Here is a 19,212-nt window from a genome sequence, read left to right on the forward strand (position 1 = left end):
GACGCCGCTTTTTTATAGGTTTTGCCGACAGGCAAAATCACGCCCGACTGAACACCCACAAACAGAAAAAGCGCCACTCGAAAGTGACGCTTTTCCAATAAAATGTTGGGCGTGCTGCCCGGAAACGAATTAACGTTTCGAGAACTGGAAGCTACGACGAGCTTTTGCACGACCGTATTTTTTACGTTCGACTGCACGTGAGTCACGGGTAAGGAACCCACCAGCTTTAAGCGACGGACGCAGTGCCGGCTCAAAGGAGGTCAGTGCACGTGAAATACCGTGACGAACTGCACCGGCCTGACCAGAAAGGCCACCACCGTTAACGGTGCAAACAACGTCAAACTGATCTTTACGATCGGTGACGGTGAACGGCTGGTTGATCACCATGCGCAGAACCGGACGACCGAAGTAATCTTCGAATTCGCGGCCATTGACGGTGACTTTGCCTGAGCCCGGTTTGATCCAGACACGTGCAATTGCGTTCTTACGACGGCCAGTTGCATAGGAACGGCCCTGTGCGTCGATCTTTGGTTCCGGCAGGGTGCCTTCTGCAGCTGCAGCAACGGTTTCGCCGCCCTGTGCCAGATCCTTGAGATCTTCAAGAGTTTTAGTTTCGGCCATTACTTAGCACTCCGCTTATTCTTTTCGTTCATAGCCGCAACGTCGAGGACTTCCGGCTTCTGAGCGTCATGCGGATGCTCGGTGCCTGCATAGACGTGCAACTTGGAAAGAACCTGGCTGCGCAGCGGGCCACGGGACATCATACGCTCAACAGCTTTGATGATCACGCGTTCCGGATGCTCACCGTTCAGGAGCTTGTCCATGGTGCGTTCTTTGATACCGCCCGGATAACCGGTGTGCCAATAGAACTTCTTGTTCTGAAGTTTACGGCCGGTAAGTTTGATTTTTTCAGCATTGACGATGACGATATGATCGCCACAATCCATGTGCGGAGTAAACATCGCTTTGTGCTTACCACGAAGACGATTGGCAACAACAGCAGCAAGGCGGCCAAGGACGACGTCTTGGGCGTCGACCACGAACCATTTGCGCTCAATGTCGCTCGGTGTCGCAGAGAAGGTTTTCATTATTTCTATACTCGAAAACTGGGTTCCACGGAGGGAATGGTCCCTCGTTGAAAGTCGGCGCATTATGCCAGTATTCAACAGGAAAACAACAGGAATATTTCGTTTAAAATCAATAACTTAAATAACGAGGTATTATTTTACCACACTATTTTATCCGGTTTTTACGCCGGCGGCATCGCATAGGTGCCAATCACATGCGCACACAGGCTGTCATCGACAGCAGACCTTATATGGCATTCCGCAATCAAAAGCCGCCTGCCCGCCTTAAGGATTTTGGCTTCGGCAATCAAATCGCCGGGCTTGGCCCCGGACAGGAAATGCACCGTCGCCTCGGTCGTTACTGCCAGATCGGCCTTGGGCACGACCAGCCACGCCACGGCATAAAGCGCAATATCGGCCAACGCAAAAATCGCCGGGCCGGTCACGACATTGCCCGGTCGTAAATACCGTTCGTTAAACGGCAAACGCAACGTGGCGCTATCATCGGTCAACCGTTCAGTGACCACCCCCATGTCCCCGACAAACGGCACCTTTTCACGCATGATGGCATCGAAATCGGCTGGCGTGATACCGGAACCTGCCGGAAAGGTTTGGGTGTGGGTCATTGGGTCGTCTCCCTGCTGTGCTGTCTTGTTTGATACAGCATCTTTCATCATCAACCGGAAGACTGACATAACGTTTACGTTAACGTCAATATTTACAGGCACGCATAGCCCAACCTACGACCAAAGCACAACACCCATTCGACGTTGCGTTAATCCATCACAATACGGGCCATATCAGTATAGATCGTGGCAACAACACACAGAATGACAATCGCAACAATTGATGTTGCCCCAATCTTTGGAAGGTTGGCGCGCATCCATTCCCCCACCGACATCGACGGTCCGGTGTTCCGGTTACGCCGAAATCGGGCCCGGATCGGTCCACGCGTAACATCGACCACAGGTTTATCGACTTCATCATTGGATGCCCAATGATGGCGGTTTTCGGGAAGATATACCGGACGGCGGTCTTCCTGACCTTTTACATCACTTGTCATAGCGACTTTACAGCGTCACACGCTGCCTCCGAACCAAGGGTTAACTCGCCCCCTCATCCCGGCCAAATTGTTTAGGCGGCCCGGATCACGAATGTTCACACATCCCCGCCCCATAATGTCCCAAGATCGCACGTAGTCTTTTTATATGGCAGGCTTTTCAGATGATCATCAGGCCATGCCCAAAACATGCCTGACGTCTGCCACTGATGTTACGGCCCATCGACAACATTGATTGTCCAATGGGTCAACCGCCCATGCCAAACATCTTGCTTCGGCGCGGAACGGTTTAATATTCTATGACTGTATATGGTAATTACGGCAGGCAATGGGCAGTGTTTACTTAGCCAAAATCGCCGAGAACTGATTAAGCGTCAGAACCAGAACATAGCCAATACCAACAGCCGCAACCATATAGGCCGCGATCTTTGGCAGGACCTTGTTCCAGTTGATCGGTACGCCACCAGCAGATTTCCGCTTGGACCGCCGTGTCCCTGATTTGGATTTCCCTGCACCTGACCGGGTCATGCCGGGTGTGTTTTTACCCCCATCACGCGCCACCCAACTGGACGAATTATCTGGCAGATCAATGCGTGATTTTGTTTCTTCGGCCGATTTAAGATCATCCACGCGTCCCTTGATCGGGGCATCATCGCCGCGCATGTGATCAAGCAAGGTCGGGCCACCATCCAGACTATCGACATAATCCTGATAGGCGGCATTTTCGCCCCCCGCCTGCGCATCGCCAGCAGAACTACCGTTTACGGGGGCTGCCTGATGAAGCTTTTGCGCCACACCACCCTGCACATGAACATGGCGCGATGGTTTGGCGGTTGATGCATTGCTGGCGGCTTTGGCCGGTGCAAGCGGTGCGTTGTTCACCTTGGCCAACGGGGCTGGCTTCGGGCCTGTCATAACGTGGCTGTGAACGTCGCGCACTTCATCCGGGTCAATTTCAGGGATATTCCCCTCTTCGTCTTCGCTGACTGGGGGTTTGGGCATAAGGTACGCGGGCACATCAAATCCGTTGCGCAACAAACGTGCGCGGGCATCGGCGCGATACCGGTCAAGATCGCGCTCCATTGCGTCTTTCCGGTCAAAACGCTTGATCGGTGTTGCGGCCACCGGCGTTTTGGGCCTGCGGGTTTCGATAATGGTCTTGGTCGTCACAAAACGACCTGGGGCCCGCCCCGGCTTACGCATTTGATCTTTGCTCATCCACAGCCACTCGCCTGATATGGCAGCAAGCCACCCCAAAATGGCGTCCTGCAGGGTTTTATTTTTTTTCCTGTTACGTGCAATTCTACTACGACAATATGTATAAGAAAATAAGAATTACCGCTTGAATGCGGTTGATAGGGAGTACACCAATGGTTGATGAACGCATCGAAACGCCACTTGCCACCCGACACGATCAAGACGGTGTTGCCACCGTAACCCTGACCAACCCGGGACGCAGAAACGCGCTTTCCTGCGCGATGATGAAATCCTTGCACGATATTTTCGACGCCATCGCCACAGATCGCGATATCCGCTGCGTCATTCTGGCCGCCGAAGGACCGGTCTTTTGTGCCGGTCATGACTTAAAGGAAATGAACGGGATTTCGGACTGCGACAAACACGCCGCCCTGTTTTCCCAATGCAGTGATTTGATGATGCGGATCGTCACCCTGCCCCAACCGGTCATTGCCAAGGTGCACGGCATGGCGACCGCGGCCGGATGTCAGCTTGTCGCCAGTTGCGACCTTGCGGTTGCCGGCACATCGGCAAAATTCGCCACACCGGGGGTCAATATCGGGCTGTTTTGCTCGACCCCGATGGTCGCCCTTAGCCGCAACATTTCACGTAAACACGCCATGCGCATGTTGCTGACCGGCGATCCAATCAATGCCGAGACCGCCTTTTCCATGGGGTTGGTATCAGACGTCGCCGCAGATGACGATCTTACCGATGCCACCACAACACTGGCGCGCGGCATTGCTGCACGGTCGGGTATGACAGTTCAAACTGGCAAGCAGGCGTTCTACAAGCAACTCGAAATGCCGCTGTCGGATGCCTATGCCTATGCATCGAGCGTCATGACCGGCAACATGCAAAAACACGATGCGCGCGAAGGCATCGGCGCCTTTGTTGAAAAACGCCATCCGACATGGCGTCATGAATAACCGATTAAATTCAAACCATCACAATAAGGGCGACAAAAGTTTTTCCCTTTTGCCGCCCTCAATCATCAAGGGTCAGGACCAACCTTTGGTCGTCTGTGTATTTGGTATCTGATTACTTTTGCCCGAACAAATCGATCACCCCATCGGCAAGCGCACCGCGCCACACCAGATAATCATGCCCGCCAGCATATTCCCGATAGGTAACGTCATACCCCTTGGCAATGAGCACATCACGCAAATGACGGTTGCTTTCCAAAATCCCGGCAACACCCATGCGGCCGGTTTCAAATAGTCCCGCAGTTAAAAACAGACGGACCGGCTGGCTATCGGTTGATGCCGCCTGATGGGAGACATATTCGTTCTGATCATCGGGCGTATCTTTGGGATGCCACCAGAACGACCCGGACATCGAAACAACATTACCAAAGACATCCGGGTGACGCAGTGCCACCGTAACCGATGCCAGCCCGCCATAACTTGACCCAGCCAGAACCGTTCGGCTGGCCGGGATATCCACACCAAGATGACGACCGACAAGCGCCATCACATCCGTGGCAAGCACATCGGCAAAAACCTGATTTACCGGCAATTCAACCCCGCGGGTTGCGTTATCAGGATTGGCAATGAAGGCGACCGACACTGGCGGCAACACCCCGTCTGCAATCAGGTTATCAAGGATTTTGGGGGTAGGAACCTCATCGCGATATTCTGCTGAGTCAAACAGCACAAGCAAAACGTTTTTCGGGTTTTCCGGATCAAATCCGTATGGCCGGTACAGTGTAATATCGCGTTGATTACCAAGTGTTGCACTTTCAAAGACAAAACTGTCGAGCGTCCCTTTGGGCACATCACGTTCGGCCATGCCCGGTTGAACGGGTGCATCGGGAAGTTCAACAACAAATTCCTGATTAAACACATCTGGTGCATCTGCCGGCCATGGGAATTTATTTAGCGGATCAACCTGTGCTGTCGCCAAAAGGGCAATCCGGCGCGACCGCGCATCGGCATCAAATTCAGGCACATCACGGGCAATTCTGTACGAAAGCCGTGTCGATCTGGGCACAACAAAGCTTTTGAACCAGACATCGCTCTCGCCAAGCCGTTGTAGAAATTCATGGTCATTACTGGGGGCACCAACAATGCGCCCGTTGCGTTCCAATCCGCGCGCAAGGAAGGTCATGATCACCTCATCCCCGTGGGATGGCTCAACCATCGGCGTTCCGTCACGCGTCACCTTTGCCCAAAATGCATCGGTCGCATGTACTTTCCCTTTGCCGATATCTTTAGCCAACTCCGTGATGGCCGGACTTAAATATTCTGCTACTGGCGGATGCTGGTCTTTCTTTTCAACAAGGTAGCGAAAATCAAAATCATAATTGGTGATACCGTCCTGTTCGGCGGTAATGCGCAAGGATGCATTCTCGGTTGGCGTCAGTACTTGTATCCACGTTTGCCCGGATGCCTGTTTTGCCAGAAGGCGCACAGTTTTTCCGTCCTGATCGAGCAATTCCAGCCGAACCGGGGCCGCGCCAGTCTGAACATGACCGCCAACATAGCCCCCGACCCCAAGCCCAAGCGGGACAATCTTGCTGTGCCCCATATGGTCAAGCTGGCCGCGCAAAGTGCCGTTGACGCCTGATCGCCCAGCATCTGCCTCCGCTTGTGCTTTTGTCTGAGGGCTTGTTTGAGCCTGTGCCAAATTCGGTTCTCCAACAGTCGTCATTATCGACACTCCAATCAAAAGTCCCGACAGCTTTGCGAAACCAGCCATTTTCATCGCGTTATTACCATTTGTATTTCAGGGTTGCGACAATTGAACGCCCCGGACCATACCAGCAAGCCCACGCGCCAACCGTACAGGACGAAACATAGGTTTCATCAGTAAGGTTAACCGCATTGAGCTGGATGCTCGCCCCGTCAAGCGTGTTTGAAACAACGCCAAGATCATAGGCAACCATCGCATCAAACAGCATGTATTCTGGAACCTTGGTGGTATTTTTCCGATCATAACTGACACCGGTATAGCGAACACCACCCCCAAGTGAGACACCGTCAAAGGTACCTGTATCAAATTGATATTTGGTCCAAAGTGCAGCCTGATCCCGTGGCGTGTTCGAGGTTTTCAGTCCGACATTGGCCGGGTCTTTATCCTCAATCGTTTTGGCATTGATCCGTGAATAGGATGCCACCATCGAAAGGTTTTCGGTCACAGCCGCACGCCCCTCAATTTCAAAGCCGCGGCTTTGGATCTCACCTGTCTGATAGGTCAGACTGCTATCGGCAGGATCTGTTGAAACAATGTTTTGCTGGGTCAGTTGATAAACCGACGCAGTCACCATGAACCGACCATCGCCCGGTGCATAGCGCACCCCAGCTTCATATTGCTGCCCCGTCACCGGATCATATGGAGCACCATTCTGGTCTGTGCCAATTTTCGGTTCAAACGATGTGCTGTAACTCGCAAAGGGCGCTATCCCATTGTCAAAGCTGTAAACAGCACCGATACGCCCCGAAAGCGCGTGGTCGTCCTGACTTTCGGTCGTACTGTTCAAATAATCGTCGGTATTGCTTCCGGCCCAGTCATGACGCAGGCCAAAAGTAACATCAAGTTTGTCAAACTGGACCTGATCCTGCGCATACACCCCGGTTTGCCAGGATTTTGTTTCCTCGTTCGTTGACGACGCCGGAAGTTGTGACAACCCGGTATAGCGGGTCAGATTATTCCAGTCTTCATAACCAAGGCTTTTGCGGCCAAACGTTGAATTCTTGATCCCGTATTTGTAATCAAGCCCAACCAGCACCGTGTGTTCCAGATCTCCGGTGGCAAAATCAAATTGTCCCTGATTGTCGATGACAAACTGGTCAAGCTCATCACCCGATTGCACCGCCGCGCGCAAAATCTGGTCATCGTTGGCGTTATCAAGAATAACGCTTTTGTAATCGGCCTCGATATGGTTGTAGCGCGTATTCTGACGCACCGTAACGGTGTCATTCAGGCGATGCTCAAACTCATATCCGACCGACGCCTGTGTGCGTGTTGATTCTTCCCAGTCATACGCCCCAACATAAAAATCACGCGGATAATAGCCAATACTTGTCGGATAAAGCGTCCCGCTGGCCGACAGGAAGCCGCGCGTCCCGGCATCCGGGTCATTCTGATAGATCGCCGAAACCGTCAGGCTGGTATCGGTATTTGGTGTCCAGTTGATCGACGGCATGATGGCAACGCGGTTTTTCTCGATGTCGCCTGCTTCTTCTTCCTCGGTAAGGCCCTTGGCGACAAGGCGATATGTGATGCCATTGTCTTGGGATACGACACCCGAAATATCACCCATCGTTGACAGAAGGTTATTGTTCCCGACTGAAAACTGAACTTCGTTGGGGGAATTCGTACCGGCTTTCTTGGTCGCCATATTGACCACCCCGCCGGGATTGGCTTGCCCATACAGGATGGATGACGGGCCACGCAGAAGCTCGACGCGCTCCAGCAAATCGGGGTCGATCTGACCAAAGGATGTTTCGCCGTAATTCAACCCATCAAGATATTTCGGCACATAGGAAAACCCGCGCACATACATTTCGTCATGCTGGTTCGACGTGCCGCGATATTCCGTGACCACACCCGGCGTATAACGCAGGGCTTCGGCCACAGACTGTGCTGCCTGATCTTCAATCTGTTCGGATGGAACAACTGAAATCGACTGGGGAATTTTTTCAATCGCTGTATCTGTTTTTGATCCGGCAAAGGTTCGTTTGGCAACATACCCGTCAACCGAACCGTCTGCGTCTTCGGCATATCCGTCCACGACAACAGGGCCGGTTTGCGTTCCGTCGCTTGCGGCATTGGTCGGATCAAACACACTGACGGAGCCATCCGGAGCAAACCGATACGAAAGACCACTTTGCGCAAGCAGCCGCGACAGACCTTGTTCCACGGAAAATGTCCCGTTCAACGCCCCCGATGTCTTGTTGTCGGTCAGAACTGTTGGATAGACAATGCGCAAGTTGGCTTGGCGCCCAAACGTCAAAAGCGCGTTTTCAAGTGATCCCGATGGCACCGAAAACGCCACCACCTCAGACTGTTGCGTTTGCGCCCTTAGCGCATTAATCGGCGCAGACGCCAGCAAGGCCGATACCGAAACACTCCCAATCGCCAATGCCACCAAACCAAAACGGGCCGCATTTCCCACCTTATAACGATACATTTTTCCCCACTTCAGGATAATTTCTATGGAACGCGCCGATTTTTCAGTCGCGCCTATCCTGTAAGAGCAGGGAATTTGAGAAGTCCTGACGTCTGCGGATGACTTTTTTCAAATTATTTTTCATCAATGATCGTCAACAGGTCCGTTGCCCGGGTAATTCGGATCGGCAACCCGTTCGCCAAGGACCGAAGCGCCTGATCCGTATCATCCAGATCAAAGATACCGCTGACCCTTTTTGCACCGACTGCTTTGTTCAGCAGAACGATTTTGCCAAACCGATATTTTTCAAGCGTGGCCAACACCGTCGATAAGGGTTGATTGGAAAAGACCAGCTTTCCATCCCGCCAGGCTGTCGTGTTGCCGAGATCAATCTTGCGTACTGCAAACTGTCCGTCAGCAGACAAGAATCCTCCCTCTCCGGCATTGAGCACCACACGTTCGGTGCGGGTGGCGACCTCAACCACACCGTCCTCGACCTGCACATCCGGTGCACCGGCAACGGACTGCTCACGCACGCCATAGCGCGTACCAACCGCGCGAGCACGGAACTGATCATCGACAACAATGAACGGTCTATCTGGGTTGTGCTGAACGTCAAAGAAAACCTCACCGCGCAACAACACCACTTCACGTTGTTTTGGCGAATACGCGACCCTGATAGCACTATCACTGTTCAGCGAAACCTGCGTGCCATCGGGCAACGTGACCTGTTCTGTCTCGCCCATGACCGTATAATGGTCCGCTCTGATCCGATCCGAGATGCCGAAATGGTCGGCTCCAACCGCCATCACCGCCACCATGCCAACCCCGACAACAGCAGCACGTCGCAATGTCCGCGTCCGACGAATGCGACTTAACTTACCAGCGGGCAGTGGTACATCTTGCAAATCAGTCCATAATTGATCGAACTCTTCATAAGCCCGAACATGCCGCGGGTCCTGATCCAACCAATCCTGAAACTGCGCAAGGTCAACCGGCGTCGCATCACTTGACTGCAACCGTGCGGCCCACCTTGCCGCCGCCGTGATTAGGTCTTGTGGAATTTCTGCTTTGGCTTTCTGCGCATTCATGCTCATGCACTCATGAGCCCCCTACTGCCAAAGCAGTATTCGCCCCATTGCCCCACACGTCGTTTGACAGGCGCATACGCACATCCCGGCAGGTGATCAGCGCCCGCATGATGTGCTTTTCGACCATGTTTCGGCTGATGCCGAGCGACTTTGCGATCTCGCCATTTGCCAGTCCGTGTAGTCGGCTTAAGATGAAAACTTCCTGGCAGCGCGCAGGCAATCCTTCGATCGCACGTGCCATGATTTTCAAATACTGCCGGGCAGCAACGATGCGCTCCTGACAGGGGGCATCTTCGGCAATCTCGTCGATCTCATGATCGGACGACAGCATTTGACGATCAATCTGCAACCGCGCACCATTTCGGCAGGCAACGGACTTGGCAATCTGAAACAAATATGCTTGTGGATTTTCGATGCGCAAACGCGGTGCAATGCCCAGCATACGGGCAAAAGTTTCCTGCGTTGCATCAAGGGCATCATCCTGATTGCGTAACCGACGCATAAAGAACCGCTGTAAACGCCCTTCTTCTTGCCGATGTAATTCTTCGAAAAGAATATAGCCCATACGCCCTAACCATACTGAAGTTCATCCATCTTTCACCAACCACCCCCTGATAAGTGAAGATGTTCACATCACTACAGTTGTTAATAATGAATTGCAAACTCTTTCGCAACAACTCGATATTCTTGCAAATATCATCTATTCAGGCACTCTAGCTGCCCCCTCTCAGACGGAGACCTAAAATGCCCATCGAAATCTGGCTTGCCTATGTTGTGGCCTGCTCCATTGTTCTGGCCATTCCCGGCCCGACCATCATGCTTGTGGTAAGTTATGCCTTGGGCAAAGGACGCCAGACGGCATGGGCAACGGTTCCCGGTGTGGCGCTGGGCGACTTAACCGCCATGACCGTATCGCTTGCCGGTGCGGGTGCGCTGCTTGCAACCTCGGCCGATGCTTTTACCGTCCTGAAACTGTGTGGCGCGGGATATCTGATTTATCTTGGGATAAAGATGTGGCGCGAAAAGCCGGGCGTGCTTGAAGACAACGCCGACGCCAAGCGCAACCGCCCATCACGGATGTTTTTACAGGCCTATATCGTGACCGCACTCAACCCAAAGGGCATTGTCTTCTTCATCGCCTTTGTGCCGCAGTTCGTCACCGCAAGCAGCCCGGTCTTGCCGCAGTTCATAATCATGACAACAACCTTTGTCATTCTGGCGGCGGTAAATGTAACGATTTGGGCGGTGATGGCATCGGCCTTACGGGAACGGTTTCGCAATCCCGCTGCCATGCGCCGCCTGACCCGCACCGGTGGTGCGGTGATGATCGGGGCTGGTCTTCTAACCGCCCTTACCCGCCGCGCGAGTGCTGCGGTTTAAGCCGCACACTGGCCATCACATTTGCGATCACAGTGCGCGCAGCACCATCGCGTCCAAACTGGCAGACAACGATCATGAAAAGCCCGGTCAGGAAAACAGTCCAGGCTGGGCGCATCGGCCACATCCATTCAAGATTGGCGGCAAACACACGATCTGCCGGAACACCGGTTGCAAGCGCGTACCACGCATATTCAATGCCCGCCGTTGCCAATCCGGCCACTACGGACACGGCAAGAAGCGGCATAAAACTGCGCAAGGACCACCCGCGCCAGTGCGCAAAGCGATAAAGCATAAGCGCAACAAAGAACCCGGCCATCAGGGTCGCTTCGCTGACGTCGATCTTTGACTGCATAAAGAAATGCAGTGCGCCCAAAATGGCGATCCCGTAGCTTGCCTTGTGCAGGCGCGACCAGTTCGCTCCAAGCTTGCGCATGGCAGCCTTTGTCGATGTCGCAGCAAGGACCGACAGCCCGACAACTGCAGCAAACCCGATGGTCAGATAAATCCGTAAGAAAATCTCGCTTACGATTTTGCCAAGATCAAGGTTCTGACTGATCGCATAAAGCAACAGATGAACCATCACATAGACAAATGCCGCAACACCGATCTGACGGCGTACTTGCACCAGTTTTGAAAACCGTGTGATCCGGCGAAGCGGTGTAATCAATAGGGATATCAACAGTATCCGGATCGTCCAGTCACCGCTTTCAAGGATGGCTTCCTTGACCGGAATGGTCGCACCACCTTCAAGCACGACCGGCCACAGCAGCAGAACTCCCGGCACAAGAAGGGCCACAAAGACTGTAAGCTTAAAGAACGAAAAGCGCCCCGAAGGATCAAGCCAAGGATACATGCAATAGATGTCCGTCAAAATGAACTGATATGTCACACAACCGCTTTTTAGAGCGCGCGTCACCTAAACTCGCTTTCAACTTTCCGCGAGGCCCCCGCGATCCATGATCACGTCACCGTCCCGAACACCTGTTGATGCCTGCCAGTTGCCAAGCGAAAAATATCATATAACTTCAAAGCAGTGATACATTTAACAAACAGCGGATGTGAGAGATGACCGAATTTTCAAATCCGGATGATAGCGGTGTTAAAACACTGCTATCAAACACAAAAACCATCGCCCTTGTAGGTGCGAGCCCAAAGCCGGAACGCCCATCCAACGGGGTTTTAAAGTTCCTTCTTGATCGCGGATATCACGTTATCCCCGTTAACCCCGGGCAGGCCGGACACCAAATTCACGGGCAGACGGTTGTGGCACAGCTTTCAGACATCAATGAACCGGTCGATATGGTCGATATTTTCCGCAACAGTGATGACGCGGCCGGTGTTATCGACGAGGCCATCGCAATTGGGGCCAAATCGGTCTGGATGCAACTTGGTGTGATCAATGTGCCTGCCGCCGATAAGGCAGTTGATGCGGGACTGGTGACGGTCATGAACCGCTGCCCGGCGATTGAAATACCCCGCCTGTTTACTGCCGATTGGCACGTCAGCTAAGCCATATTGCCGTAAATCGCAAATCGACAAACAAAAAGGCACCGGGAATTCCGGTGCCTTGTATCTTTGATGTTACCGGTGTCGGTCGGAATTAACCGCGCCCGCATTTCAGCAGCAATTCAGGCATCAAACCTTGATTGCCCATAAACACAGACTGAACAGCACTTGTAACGGTATAGGTGGTGGTCTGTTCGTCGACCAGCGGGTCATACAGGCCCGATGTCTCAAGAACCAGTGACATCACACCATCACGCTTGATCCGAAGGGCCGCGAAACCATTGGCGTATTCGCTACGCGCACATTCTTTACCAAGAATCTGATCAAAATTTCCGACCAGTGCATAGCGCGGGTTTTCCATCAGATGGTCGCGTTTGACAACCGATGACGCCTTAAGACCTACTTTGGGGATGTATTTGCCGAACCGGGTTTGTGACTGAACGATATAGCCATCGGGGAAATAGACCGCGACGTCTTCTGAAAGCAAGATGCGATCACCGATAACCTGACCCGATCGCAGCAATGCTTTGATGCGCTTGCCTGGAATTTCGCCAGAAAATGCGTTAAACCGCAGAAACTTTCCGTCACCGCGCTGATCAGCAAAATATTTCTCAAAGGGCATAACCGGCGTAACGTCAGCAGATTGCGCAACCCGCGGAGAAACAACCGCCATCATCGCCATGCCCAACACGGCACAGCATGCACGTCGAGAAAAGACCAACTTCAAGGCCCCCATTATACGTCCCCGCCTTTAGCTCTTTGGTATAAATCTACAGCAGACATTATGCAGATTAGCGCCAATTTCAACTGCAATTACGCCAAAAAGTTTTTGTTTTCCAAAACCACATACAAAAACAACGAGGTGGCACTATGCCACCTCGTTGCCGAAGATTTGGTAAACGTCGTCGATTAGTCGACGGAGATCGTCACACGACGGTTACGCGGCTCACGAACACCATCCGGAGTCGGGATAAGGAGTTCACCCTCACCAACCGCATCGGTGTCAACAGAGTCACCTTTAATGCCGCGACCGGTCAACTCACTCAGTGCTGCCGAAGCACGACGCTCGGACAGTTTCAAGTTGTAGGCTGCTGCACCGGAAGAATCGGCGTGACCAACAACATTGATGGTGCCCATGCTCTGTGCCCACTGCTCAGCAGCGGCATCAAGAACACGTTCGGAAACCGGCGTGATTGCAACGCTGTCAAAATCGAAGAAGATCGTGAACAGACGGCTTTCTTTCGGCGCGACTGCAGCAACCGGAGTTGCCATTTCTTCTTTACGAAGTTCAGCCATCGCTGCTTCGAAATCTTTCCAGCACTGGCTGATCAGGTCGTTCTGCCAGCCTTCTTCACTTTCTTCGATCCAGCAATCAAAGCGCGCCTGCGCGATTGCTGCGGTCTCAGGTTTTTCTTCACGTTTGCCGTCGTCCAAAAGCGCGATCAGCTCATCACGAACTGCACGTTTCTGGGCGACCTCTTCATCAGAGAAACGCCAGTTGGCCGGATCTTCTGGAAGAAGTGTTTCGTTTTCTGCAACTTTGCCTGCTTTCTTGGCAAAGAAATCAGCATCGAAGAAGTCATACCATTCATCAGCTTCACGCTGCGCATAGGCGATGTATTCTGCCTTAAGCGCCTTACCAAAGCTGGTTGACGGCTCTTGACCAGAAATCGCGCTGGAAACAGAGTTACCATAGGTCAGTGGGTTACCACCGTAGGCAACCGCAGTGCCTGAGTTATCGACACTGCTACACGCGCTCAGCATTGCAACACCGCCGAGAGCGAAAAGAACGGAAGAACGAAACTGCATGTCTTACCCCTGTCGTTTAGGTTGTTATTAGATTAGCAATATATCACCAAAGATGGTTATATTATGACGTAAAACGCACGAAAACACGATCTGTTCCATAGCGATAGTTACATTTTGGTGTTCTTGGCTACTTTTCAACAGCCACTAAACCTGTATTGTTGAGTATCTCATACAGACGTATGAGTAGCAACCAATACAACCATGACACGGAGCGGACGAGGTTCATATGCTTGAAACCGATGTTGCAACGATCACAGAAGCGCTGAAATCCTTCGCTTTGGGATTCGGCCTGGATATTCTGGGCGCAATCATTCTTCTTATCGCGGGCTGGTGGGTCGCAGGACGTGCCGCGGCACTTGTCCGCCACTCACTCAAGAACGCCAAATTTGTCAACTCAACATTAAAACCATTGGCCGCAAGCATCGCGCGCTACACGGTTTTAATTTTTGTCCTGATCGCCGTTTTGTCGAACTTCGGCGTGCAAACCGCAAGCATCATCGCCGTACTCGGTGCTGCCGGCCTGGCCATCGGTCTGGCCCTGCAAGGGACACTATCAAATATCGCCGCTGGCGTCATGATCCTTGTGCTGCGCCCGCTTAAGGTTGATGAGTTTGTCGAGGCTGGCTCTGTTTCGGGAACCGTTGTTGAAATCACGCTGTTTACGACCTTGCTAAAAACGCCGGACGGCGTCTTTATCTCGGCCCCGAATTCGCAGATCTGGAATAGTGCGATCAAAAACTATTCACGCAACCCGACCCGCCGCCTCGACATCAAGGTTGGTATTTCTTATGACGATGACGTCGATGCCGCCCTTGATTTCCTCAAAAACCTTGTCGCATCTGATGCACGCGTTCTCAAGGATCCCGAACCGATGAGCTTCGTCGCCACCCTTGGTGAAAGCTCGGTTGATCTGACGGCACGTGGCTGGGTCGCAACGTCTGAATTCTGGCCGACCTTCTGGGATCTTAGCCGCCGGTCGAAAACCGAACTTGAGGCCGCCGGGTTCTCTATTCCGTTCCCGCAGCGCGACTTGCACATCAAGGAAACGGCCGAAACGGCCAGTGGGGCAAAAACCGCAGCCAAGCCTGCGGCGAAGGCTCCTGCGAAAAAACCGGCACCGCGTTCAAGCGCCAGCACGGCAAAAACCGCAACCAAAACAGCGGCCAAATCGACAACGGCCCGCAAAACAGCAGCTTCGAAAGCAACACCTTCCAAAAGCTGACCTGTCTTTAAAATTTAATACTGAAAAGAGGCCCAACCGGGCTTCTTTTTTTTATATCCATCTTTATGCCCGGCACCAGACATGGGGGCCCGACATCGGCAATGCCGGGCAACGTAGTATCCCGCTGTTACCCGCCCCCGATCAAACAAGCCTATAGTTCACAGATCAAAAACCTGCGGGAGGATAAAAAATGTCTGCAAAGAAAATTCTGATGATCGTTGGCGACTATGCCGAGGATTACGAAACAATGGTTCCGTTCCAGACCCTGCTGGCTGTCGGCCATCACGTTGATACGGTCTGCCCGGATAAAAAGGCTGGCGATACCGTCGCCACTGCCATCCATGATTTTGAAGGCGATCAGACCTACAGCGAAAAACGCGGCCATAACTTTGCACTCAATGCAGATTTTTCTGCGGCGCGTGCCGAAAACTATGACGCAGTTCTGATCCCCGGTGGACGTGCCCCGGAATATCTGCGCCTGAACGAAGATGTCATTCGTCTTGTCCGTGATTTTAACGATGCCAACAAACCAATTGCCGCTGTTTGTCATGGCGCGCAACTTCTTGCCGCGGCTGACATCCTGAAAGATCGCCGTGTATCGGCCTACCCGGCCTGTGCACCCGAAGTAAAAATGGCCGGTGGCACCTATGCCGATATCGCCATTGATGACGCCTGTGTTGATGGAAACCTTGTGACCGCCCCGGCATGGCCCGCCCACCCTAAATGGATGGCAGCCTTCCTTGTGGTTCTGGGCACCGAAATCAAATTGTGATCGCGTGTCGCCCAATCGCTGATTGCGCTTGGGCGACATTTGCCTGACCATGGCCCTGTAAAAAGAAAAGCTGTCGGTGCGATGTATCCGACAGCACTTTCAGGAAAGGCCATCAATATGTGTCAAATATATTCCGGCACCGAACCCGAACTGTACCAATGCGTAAGCCGGTCTATTCGGATGAATGGTGTTGTCACCAGCCTGCGCCTTGAATTGCGCTTCTGGCAAATTCTCGATGAAATCGCAGCAGGCGAAGGGTTTAGCACCCCACAGTTTTTGGGTAAAATCCACGACGAAGTCTTCACCCAACGCGGCGACATTCCCAATTTCGCATCCTTGATGCGGGTCATCTGTACGGTATATCTGGAAAAACAGGCTGGACTTCACGCAGGCCCACACAACAACGCCGCCGAATCCCGGCTGGTTGGATAAACGCTATTATCTGGAAAACAGACTCTAGTTCAGCCAGGACGACAATTCGCGCGAACTAAACCCGCCGCTGCTCATCATCGGTGGATTAACCGTGCGCTGTAAGGTCTGTTCTGCGGGTTTGATAATGCTGTTGCGACGGTGAAGGCCTGCGGCAACACCAAAGTCAATTTGCGTGCCTGCCGCCATATCCTTGATCGGACGTGACGCTGCATTTATCGGCGCTTGCGACGCTGGCTGCTTTTGCTTGGCTTCGTAAATCCAGCGCAGTTCCTGCTTTAACGTTTGGTACTCCGGGGTATCAGGTGCGGAGTTAACCTCGTTAACAATCTGGAGCTTGACCATCTGCGGGAACTGATCAAGACGTTCAAGCAGCATGAACTTGACACTTGGCCGCACTGCATCGGATCGCATCAATTTCATCACCAAACGGCGATATATATCGATGCGCAGATTGCCGTTCGATGCCAGTTCAATAAACTCTTCGACAAATTCACGCGCAACCATCTTGCCATCCAAAAGCGCGCGCAGATTTTCTGCCATCGCCCGGCGATAGGATTCTCGAATTTCGACAACGTGATTGGATGCGCGCGTGCGCACCAGATGAAATGCTTCCGGGCTAAAGGCGTTCTTGGTCAGAAGCTTGGCGCAATCGGCCACCAGTTCGTGTTTGGTGGCGTCAGAAACCACTTCAAACACGCCGGTAATCAGCTCCTTGCACTTTGCGTGCGGCCCCATACGAATGGCCGCAGCAAGTGCCATCGGGCTTTCCGGATCACGGGTCGCAATCACTGCCAGTGCAATCGGATCATCATATTGCATCAAGGCCAGATCATTGCTCAGCAAGTGTTCAGGCATCAACAAACGCAACTGCTTGGCAGCGCCCATCACCGTAAGCGGCTCTCTGCTTTGATAACTTTCCTTGATGTTAAGCGCGTATTTCAGCCCATCATAGGAGATGCCGTGATTGTTGCTCATGGCATTCAGTCTCCCTTACGACCCTTGGGCCGACTATCAGAGACCAATCCTTCAATGCCACTTCCCTTGCGGGTCCGGCGGCTTTGTCCGACGCTTTCACGCGGCTTTGCTTCACGCGCGGCCGCATCTGGTTCTTTTTCGACGCGCGGCTTGGATACTGATGGCTTCATATCGTTAAAGAAATCGATATACCAATCCATATCCGTCGTCGCCAGGGCATAGCGCCCACCCGCAGCCGGGCTTTCGATACTGGCTTCCGGAATACCGCTGCTAAGCTGCAAGACAACCGCAGACGGTGCCGTCATGCCCGACCGCCACGCCAGCGCGGTGATTGCGCGCGCACTGCCAGAATCAAGAATTTTGGATACGACAACAACCGGCAGCTGGGCATAATGCCCAAGCGCCTGCACAACCAGTGCATCCTCGTTGCGCGACAGCGCATCAAGAACATACTGGTCAATTGTCATCTGGGTATTTGACGCGACTTCCTCGCTGTGGTCTTCCATCTGACCATCGGTAATATCGACCATCATGCCATCGGCCGGGTCGTGGGCCGGCATGCGGTTTTCAAACCGGGCCTTTTCGATCCGCTGGCGCACAGATTGGCGCATGGCGCGCGCAACTTCTGTCCGCATACGCCCCTGTTCAACCAATGTGTCAAACAGCGACGCCATGATAAAATGCGCAATCCGGCGTTGTGCCTGCCGTGAAATACGGTTTTGTCCGCCCAACAAGTCGTTTGCCGGTGCGGCTGGTTTCTTTTCAAGACGCTCGGCGAAATGCGGGGCCAGTGCCACAACATTGCGCGGTGCTTCGTCGGACGACAACAGACGGTTCAAAAGACCGCCCTTCTCTTTTTCGGTTTTCTGTTCAATCAGGCGCGCCTTTGCGGCGGCTTTCTGCTCGGAACGTGCCCGTTCCGAAGCGGTCTGAACAAACTCACCGCGACCGCGCATGATATCAAGGAAATCCGAATCGCTCAGAAGTTCGATATATTCACCAATCGATACCCGGCCAATCGCCTGAATATCCTGACGCAGGCGCGTTGCGGCCTGACGGGTCATATAAGGTGTATGGCCAAGTTCCTGATCAATCAGCGCAATGACCTGCGGGCGATAACAATCGCCCATATTGGCAATGGCCGCCACGAACTCATCAACCATTGTCAATCGTTCGGACGGGCTGACATCGGCAAGATGGCGGCGCAGGCGCCGGGCAACATCCATGCGAACGTCGCTGTCAAAATCCGGTGAGCTGTCTTCATCGTCTTCCGCGTCGGCCATTTCCGATGAAAGGCGCGCAGCATGTTCAAGTGCCGAAAGATTGGGAACATCGTCGGTGGACTGTTTTCGGGGAATCCGGCGTGCCTGTGCGTTGGCCTGATCTGCACCAAAGGCATCAGGTGCAACAGTACGGACCGTTTGTGCAAGGTCACGAAGCTTCGCAGTGGCTTTATCATCAAGCCCCGCGTCACCCGTATTTTTTTGCCGATTGAACATCCAACTCAGCATTGTCGCAGCAATTCCCCTGGTCCCGTGCCTTGCGGCAG

At 53.0% G+C, this 19,212-nt stretch carries 20 protein-coding genes; 6 read left to right on the plus strand and 14 right to left on the minus strand.

What is annotated here, in order from left to right:
- Positions 1–129: 129 nt before the first annotated feature.
- From rpsI to AC0VXT_RS11480, 5 genes are all read right to left on the minus strand, one after another.
- The gene (rpsI, locus tag AC0VXT_RS11460; RefSeq protein WP_475545546.1) at positions 130–621 is read right to left on the minus strand and encodes a 30S ribosomal protein S9; all 492 of its coding nucleotides are present in this window, start codon (positions 619–621) and stop codon (positions 130–132) included.
- Positions 621–1,088, minus strand: coding sequence for a 50S ribosomal protein L13 (rplM, locus tag AC0VXT_RS11465; protein WP_022730486.1), 468 nt, complete (start codon positions 1,086–1,088; stop codon positions 621–623). The genes rpsI and rplM overlap by 1 nt, the downstream gene beginning before the upstream one ends.
- 161 nt (positions 1,089–1,249) lie before the next feature.
- Positions 1,250–1,693: a PaaI family thioesterase gene (locus AC0VXT_RS11470; protein WP_475545547.1), complete on the minus strand. Its 444-nt coding sequence runs from the start codon at positions 1,691–1,693 to the stop codon at positions 1,250–1,252.
- Positions 1,694–1,842: 149 nt separating this feature from the next.
- Entirely contained in the window at positions 1,843–2,130 is a 288-nt protein-coding gene (locus AC0VXT_RS11475; RefSeq protein ID WP_022730484.1) for a hypothetical protein, read from the minus strand.
- A 336-nt stretch (positions 2,131–2,466) separates the two neighbouring features.
- Complete coding sequence (locus AC0VXT_RS11480) at positions 2,467–3,345, minus strand: hypothetical protein (RefSeq protein WP_475545548.1); 879 nt, start codon at positions 3,343–3,345, stop codon at positions 2,467–2,469.
- Between the two features lie 152 nt (positions 3,346–3,497).
- Here AC0VXT_RS11480 and AC0VXT_RS11485 point away from each other — a divergent pair, with 152 nt between their 5' ends.
- A complete protein-coding gene (locus AC0VXT_RS11485; RefSeq protein ID WP_475545549.1) occupies positions 3,498–4,292 on the plus strand; it encodes an enoyl-CoA hydratase in 795 nt (264 codons plus the stop codon).
- Between the two features lie 112 nt (positions 4,293–4,404).
- Here the strand turns inward: AC0VXT_RS11485 and AC0VXT_RS11490 are convergent, their stop codons facing one another.
- From AC0VXT_RS11490 to AC0VXT_RS11505, 4 genes are all read right to left on the minus strand, one after another.
- Positions 4,405–6,015, minus strand: coding sequence for an alpha/beta hydrolase-fold protein (locus AC0VXT_RS11490; RefSeq protein ID WP_475545550.1), 1,611 nt, complete (start codon positions 6,013–6,015; stop codon positions 4,405–4,407).
- 61 nt (positions 6,016–6,076) lie between these two features.
- Entirely contained in the window at positions 6,077–8,497 is a 2,421-nt protein-coding gene (locus AC0VXT_RS11495; RefSeq protein ID WP_475545551.1) for a TonB-dependent siderophore receptor, read from the minus strand.
- Positions 8,498–8,610: 113 nt separating this feature from the next.
- Positions 8,611–9,573, minus strand: coding sequence for a FecR family protein (locus AC0VXT_RS11500; RefSeq protein WP_475545552.1), 963 nt, complete (start codon positions 9,571–9,573; stop codon positions 8,611–8,613).
- A 4-nt stretch (positions 9,574–9,577) separates the two neighbouring features.
- Positions 9,578–10,132 (minus strand): RNA polymerase sigma factor, encoded by a 555-nt coding sequence (locus AC0VXT_RS11505; protein WP_475545553.1) that lies wholly within the window; start codon positions 10,130–10,132, stop codon positions 9,578–9,580.
- 179 nt (positions 10,133–10,311) lie between these two features.
- Here AC0VXT_RS11505 and AC0VXT_RS11510 point away from each other — a divergent pair, with 179 nt between their 5' ends.
- Positions 10,312–10,947, plus strand: a complete 636-nt coding sequence (locus AC0VXT_RS11510) for a LysE family translocator (protein WP_475545554.1) — start codon at positions 10,312–10,314, stop codon at positions 10,945–10,947.
- Here the strand turns inward: AC0VXT_RS11510 and AC0VXT_RS11515 are convergent.
- Positions 10,919–11,800, minus strand: a complete 882-nt coding sequence (locus AC0VXT_RS11515; RefSeq protein ID WP_475545555.1) for a protein-methionine-sulfoxide reductase heme-binding subunit MsrQ — start codon at positions 11,798–11,800, stop codon at positions 10,919–10,921. The two genes, AC0VXT_RS11510 and AC0VXT_RS11515, sit on opposite strands and share 29 nt — an antisense overlap.
- Positions 11,801–12,012: 212 nt before the next feature.
- Between AC0VXT_RS11515 and AC0VXT_RS11520 the strand changes: the two genes are divergently transcribed.
- Positions 12,013–12,456, plus strand: a complete 444-nt coding sequence (locus AC0VXT_RS11520; RefSeq protein ID WP_475545556.1) for a CoA-binding protein — start codon at positions 12,013–12,015, stop codon at positions 12,454–12,456.
- A 91-nt stretch (positions 12,457–12,547) separates the two neighbouring features.
- Here the strand turns inward: AC0VXT_RS11520 and AC0VXT_RS11525 are convergent, their stop codons facing one another.
- Positions 12,548–13,189, minus strand: coding sequence for a hypothetical protein (locus AC0VXT_RS11525; RefSeq protein WP_475545557.1), 642 nt, complete (start codon positions 13,187–13,189; stop codon positions 12,548–12,550).
- Between the two features lie 173 nt (positions 13,190–13,362).
- Positions 13,363–14,262, minus strand: coding sequence for an OmpA family protein (locus AC0VXT_RS11530; RefSeq protein ID WP_022730476.1), 900 nt, complete (start codon positions 14,260–14,262; stop codon positions 13,363–13,365).
- Positions 14,263–14,488: 226 nt separating this feature from the next.
- Here AC0VXT_RS11530 and AC0VXT_RS11535 point away from each other — a divergent pair, with 226 nt between their 5' ends.
- The 3 genes from AC0VXT_RS11535 to AC0VXT_RS11545 all read left to right on the plus strand — a co-directional run bounded on the left by AC0VXT_RS11535 (position 14,489) and on the right by AC0VXT_RS11545 (position 16,688).
- Entirely contained in the window at positions 14,489–15,484 is a 996-nt protein-coding gene (locus AC0VXT_RS11535; RefSeq protein ID WP_475545558.1) for a mechanosensitive ion channel family protein, read from the plus strand.
- A gap of 190 nt (positions 15,485–15,674) precedes the next feature.
- Positions 15,675–16,256: a DJ-1/PfpI family protein gene (locus AC0VXT_RS11540; protein ID WP_475545559.1), complete on the plus strand. Its 582-nt coding sequence runs from the start codon at positions 15,675–15,677 to the stop codon at positions 16,254–16,256.
- A gap of 117 nt (positions 16,257–16,373) precedes the next feature.
- Positions 16,374–16,688, plus strand: a complete 315-nt coding sequence (locus tag AC0VXT_RS11545; protein WP_277278573.1) for a ribbon-helix-helix domain-containing protein — start codon at positions 16,374–16,376, stop codon at positions 16,686–16,688.
- Between the two features lie 24 nt (positions 16,689–16,712).
- Here AC0VXT_RS11545 and AC0VXT_RS11550 read toward each other — a convergent pair whose 3' ends face one another.
- Both AC0VXT_RS11550 and AC0VXT_RS11555 read right to left on the minus strand, forming a co-directional pair.
- On the minus strand, positions 16,713–17,663 hold the full coding sequence (locus tag AC0VXT_RS11550) for a hypothetical protein (protein ID WP_475545560.1): 951 nt from the start codon (positions 17,661–17,663) through the stop codon (positions 16,713–16,715).
- Positions 17,664–17,668: 5 nt separating this feature from the next.
- Positions 17,669–19,174 (minus strand): DUF2336 domain-containing protein, encoded by a 1,506-nt coding sequence (locus AC0VXT_RS11555; RefSeq protein ID WP_475545561.1) that lies wholly within the window; start codon positions 19,172–19,174, stop codon positions 17,669–17,671.
- Positions 19,175–19,212: the final 38 nt, after the last annotated feature.

It is taken from the genome of Thalassospira sp. Z349TD_5 (genome assembly GCF_056173045.1).

Excerpts from the sequence above, each read along its gene's own strand:
- rpsI (WP_475545546.1), bottom strand. The coding sequence starts at position 621 with ATGGCCGAAACTAAAACTCTTGAAGATCTCAAGGATCTGGCACAGGGC.
- rplM (WP_022730486.1), bottom strand. The coding sequence starts at position 1,088 with ATGAAAACCTTCTCTGCGACACCGAGCGACATTGAGCGCAAATGGTTC.
- AC0VXT_RS11470 (WP_475545547.1), bottom strand. The coding sequence starts at position 1,693 with ATGACCCACACCCAAACCTTTCCGGCAGGTTCCGGTATCACGCCAGCC.
- AC0VXT_RS11475 (WP_022730484.1), bottom strand. The coding sequence starts at position 2,130 with ATGACAAGTGATGTAAAAGGTCAGGAAGACCGCCGTCCGGTATATCTT.
- AC0VXT_RS11480 (WP_475545548.1), bottom strand. The coding sequence starts at position 3,345 with ATGAGCAAAGATCAAATGCGTAAGCCGGGGCGGGCCCCAGGTCGTTTT.
- AC0VXT_RS11485 (WP_475545549.1), top strand. The coding sequence starts at position 3,498 with ATGGTTGATGAACGCATCGAAACGCCACTTGCCACCCGACACGATCAA.
- AC0VXT_RS11490 (WP_475545550.1), bottom strand. The coding sequence starts at position 6,015 with ATGACGACTGTTGGAGAACCGAATTTGGCACAGGCTCAAACAAGCCCT.
- AC0VXT_RS11495 (WP_475545551.1), bottom strand. The coding sequence starts at position 8,497 with ATGTATCGTTATAAGGTGGGAAATGCGGCCCGTTTTGGTTTGGTGGCA.
- AC0VXT_RS11500 (WP_475545552.1), bottom strand. The coding sequence starts at position 9,573 with ATGAGCATGAATGCGCAGAAAGCCAAAGCAGAAATTCCACAAGACCTA.
- AC0VXT_RS11505 (WP_475545553.1), bottom strand. The coding sequence starts at position 10,132 with ATGGGCTATATTCTTTTCGAAGAATTACATCGGCAAGAAGAAGGGCGT.
- AC0VXT_RS11510 (WP_475545554.1), top strand. The coding sequence starts at position 10,312 with ATGCCCATCGAAATCTGGCTTGCCTATGTTGTGGCCTGCTCCATTGTT.
- AC0VXT_RS11515 (WP_475545555.1), bottom strand. The coding sequence starts at position 11,800 with ATGTATCCTTGGCTTGATCCTTCGGGGCGCTTTTCGTTCTTTAAGCTT.
- AC0VXT_RS11520 (WP_475545556.1), top strand. The coding sequence starts at position 12,013 with ATGACCGAATTTTCAAATCCGGATGATAGCGGTGTTAAAACACTGCTA.
- AC0VXT_RS11525 (WP_475545557.1), bottom strand. The coding sequence starts at position 13,189 with ATGGGGGCCTTGAAGTTGGTCTTTTCTCGACGTGCATGCTGTGCCGTG.
- AC0VXT_RS11530 (WP_022730476.1), bottom strand. The coding sequence starts at position 14,262 with ATGCAGTTTCGTTCTTCCGTTCTTTTCGCTCTCGGCGGTGTTGCAATG.
- AC0VXT_RS11535 (WP_475545558.1), top strand. The coding sequence starts at position 14,489 with ATGCTTGAAACCGATGTTGCAACGATCACAGAAGCGCTGAAATCCTTC.
- AC0VXT_RS11540 (WP_475545559.1), top strand. The coding sequence starts at position 15,675 with ATGTCTGCAAAGAAAATTCTGATGATCGTTGGCGACTATGCCGAGGAT.
- AC0VXT_RS11545 (WP_277278573.1), top strand. The coding sequence starts at position 16,374 with ATGTGTCAAATATATTCCGGCACCGAACCCGAACTGTACCAATGCGTA.
- AC0VXT_RS11550 (WP_475545560.1), bottom strand. The coding sequence starts at position 17,663 with ATGAGCAACAATCACGGCATCTCCTATGATGGGCTGAAATACGCGCTT.
- AC0VXT_RS11555 (WP_475545561.1), bottom strand. The coding sequence starts at position 19,174 with ATGCTGAGTTGGATGTTCAATCGGCAAAAAAATACGGGTGACGCGGGG.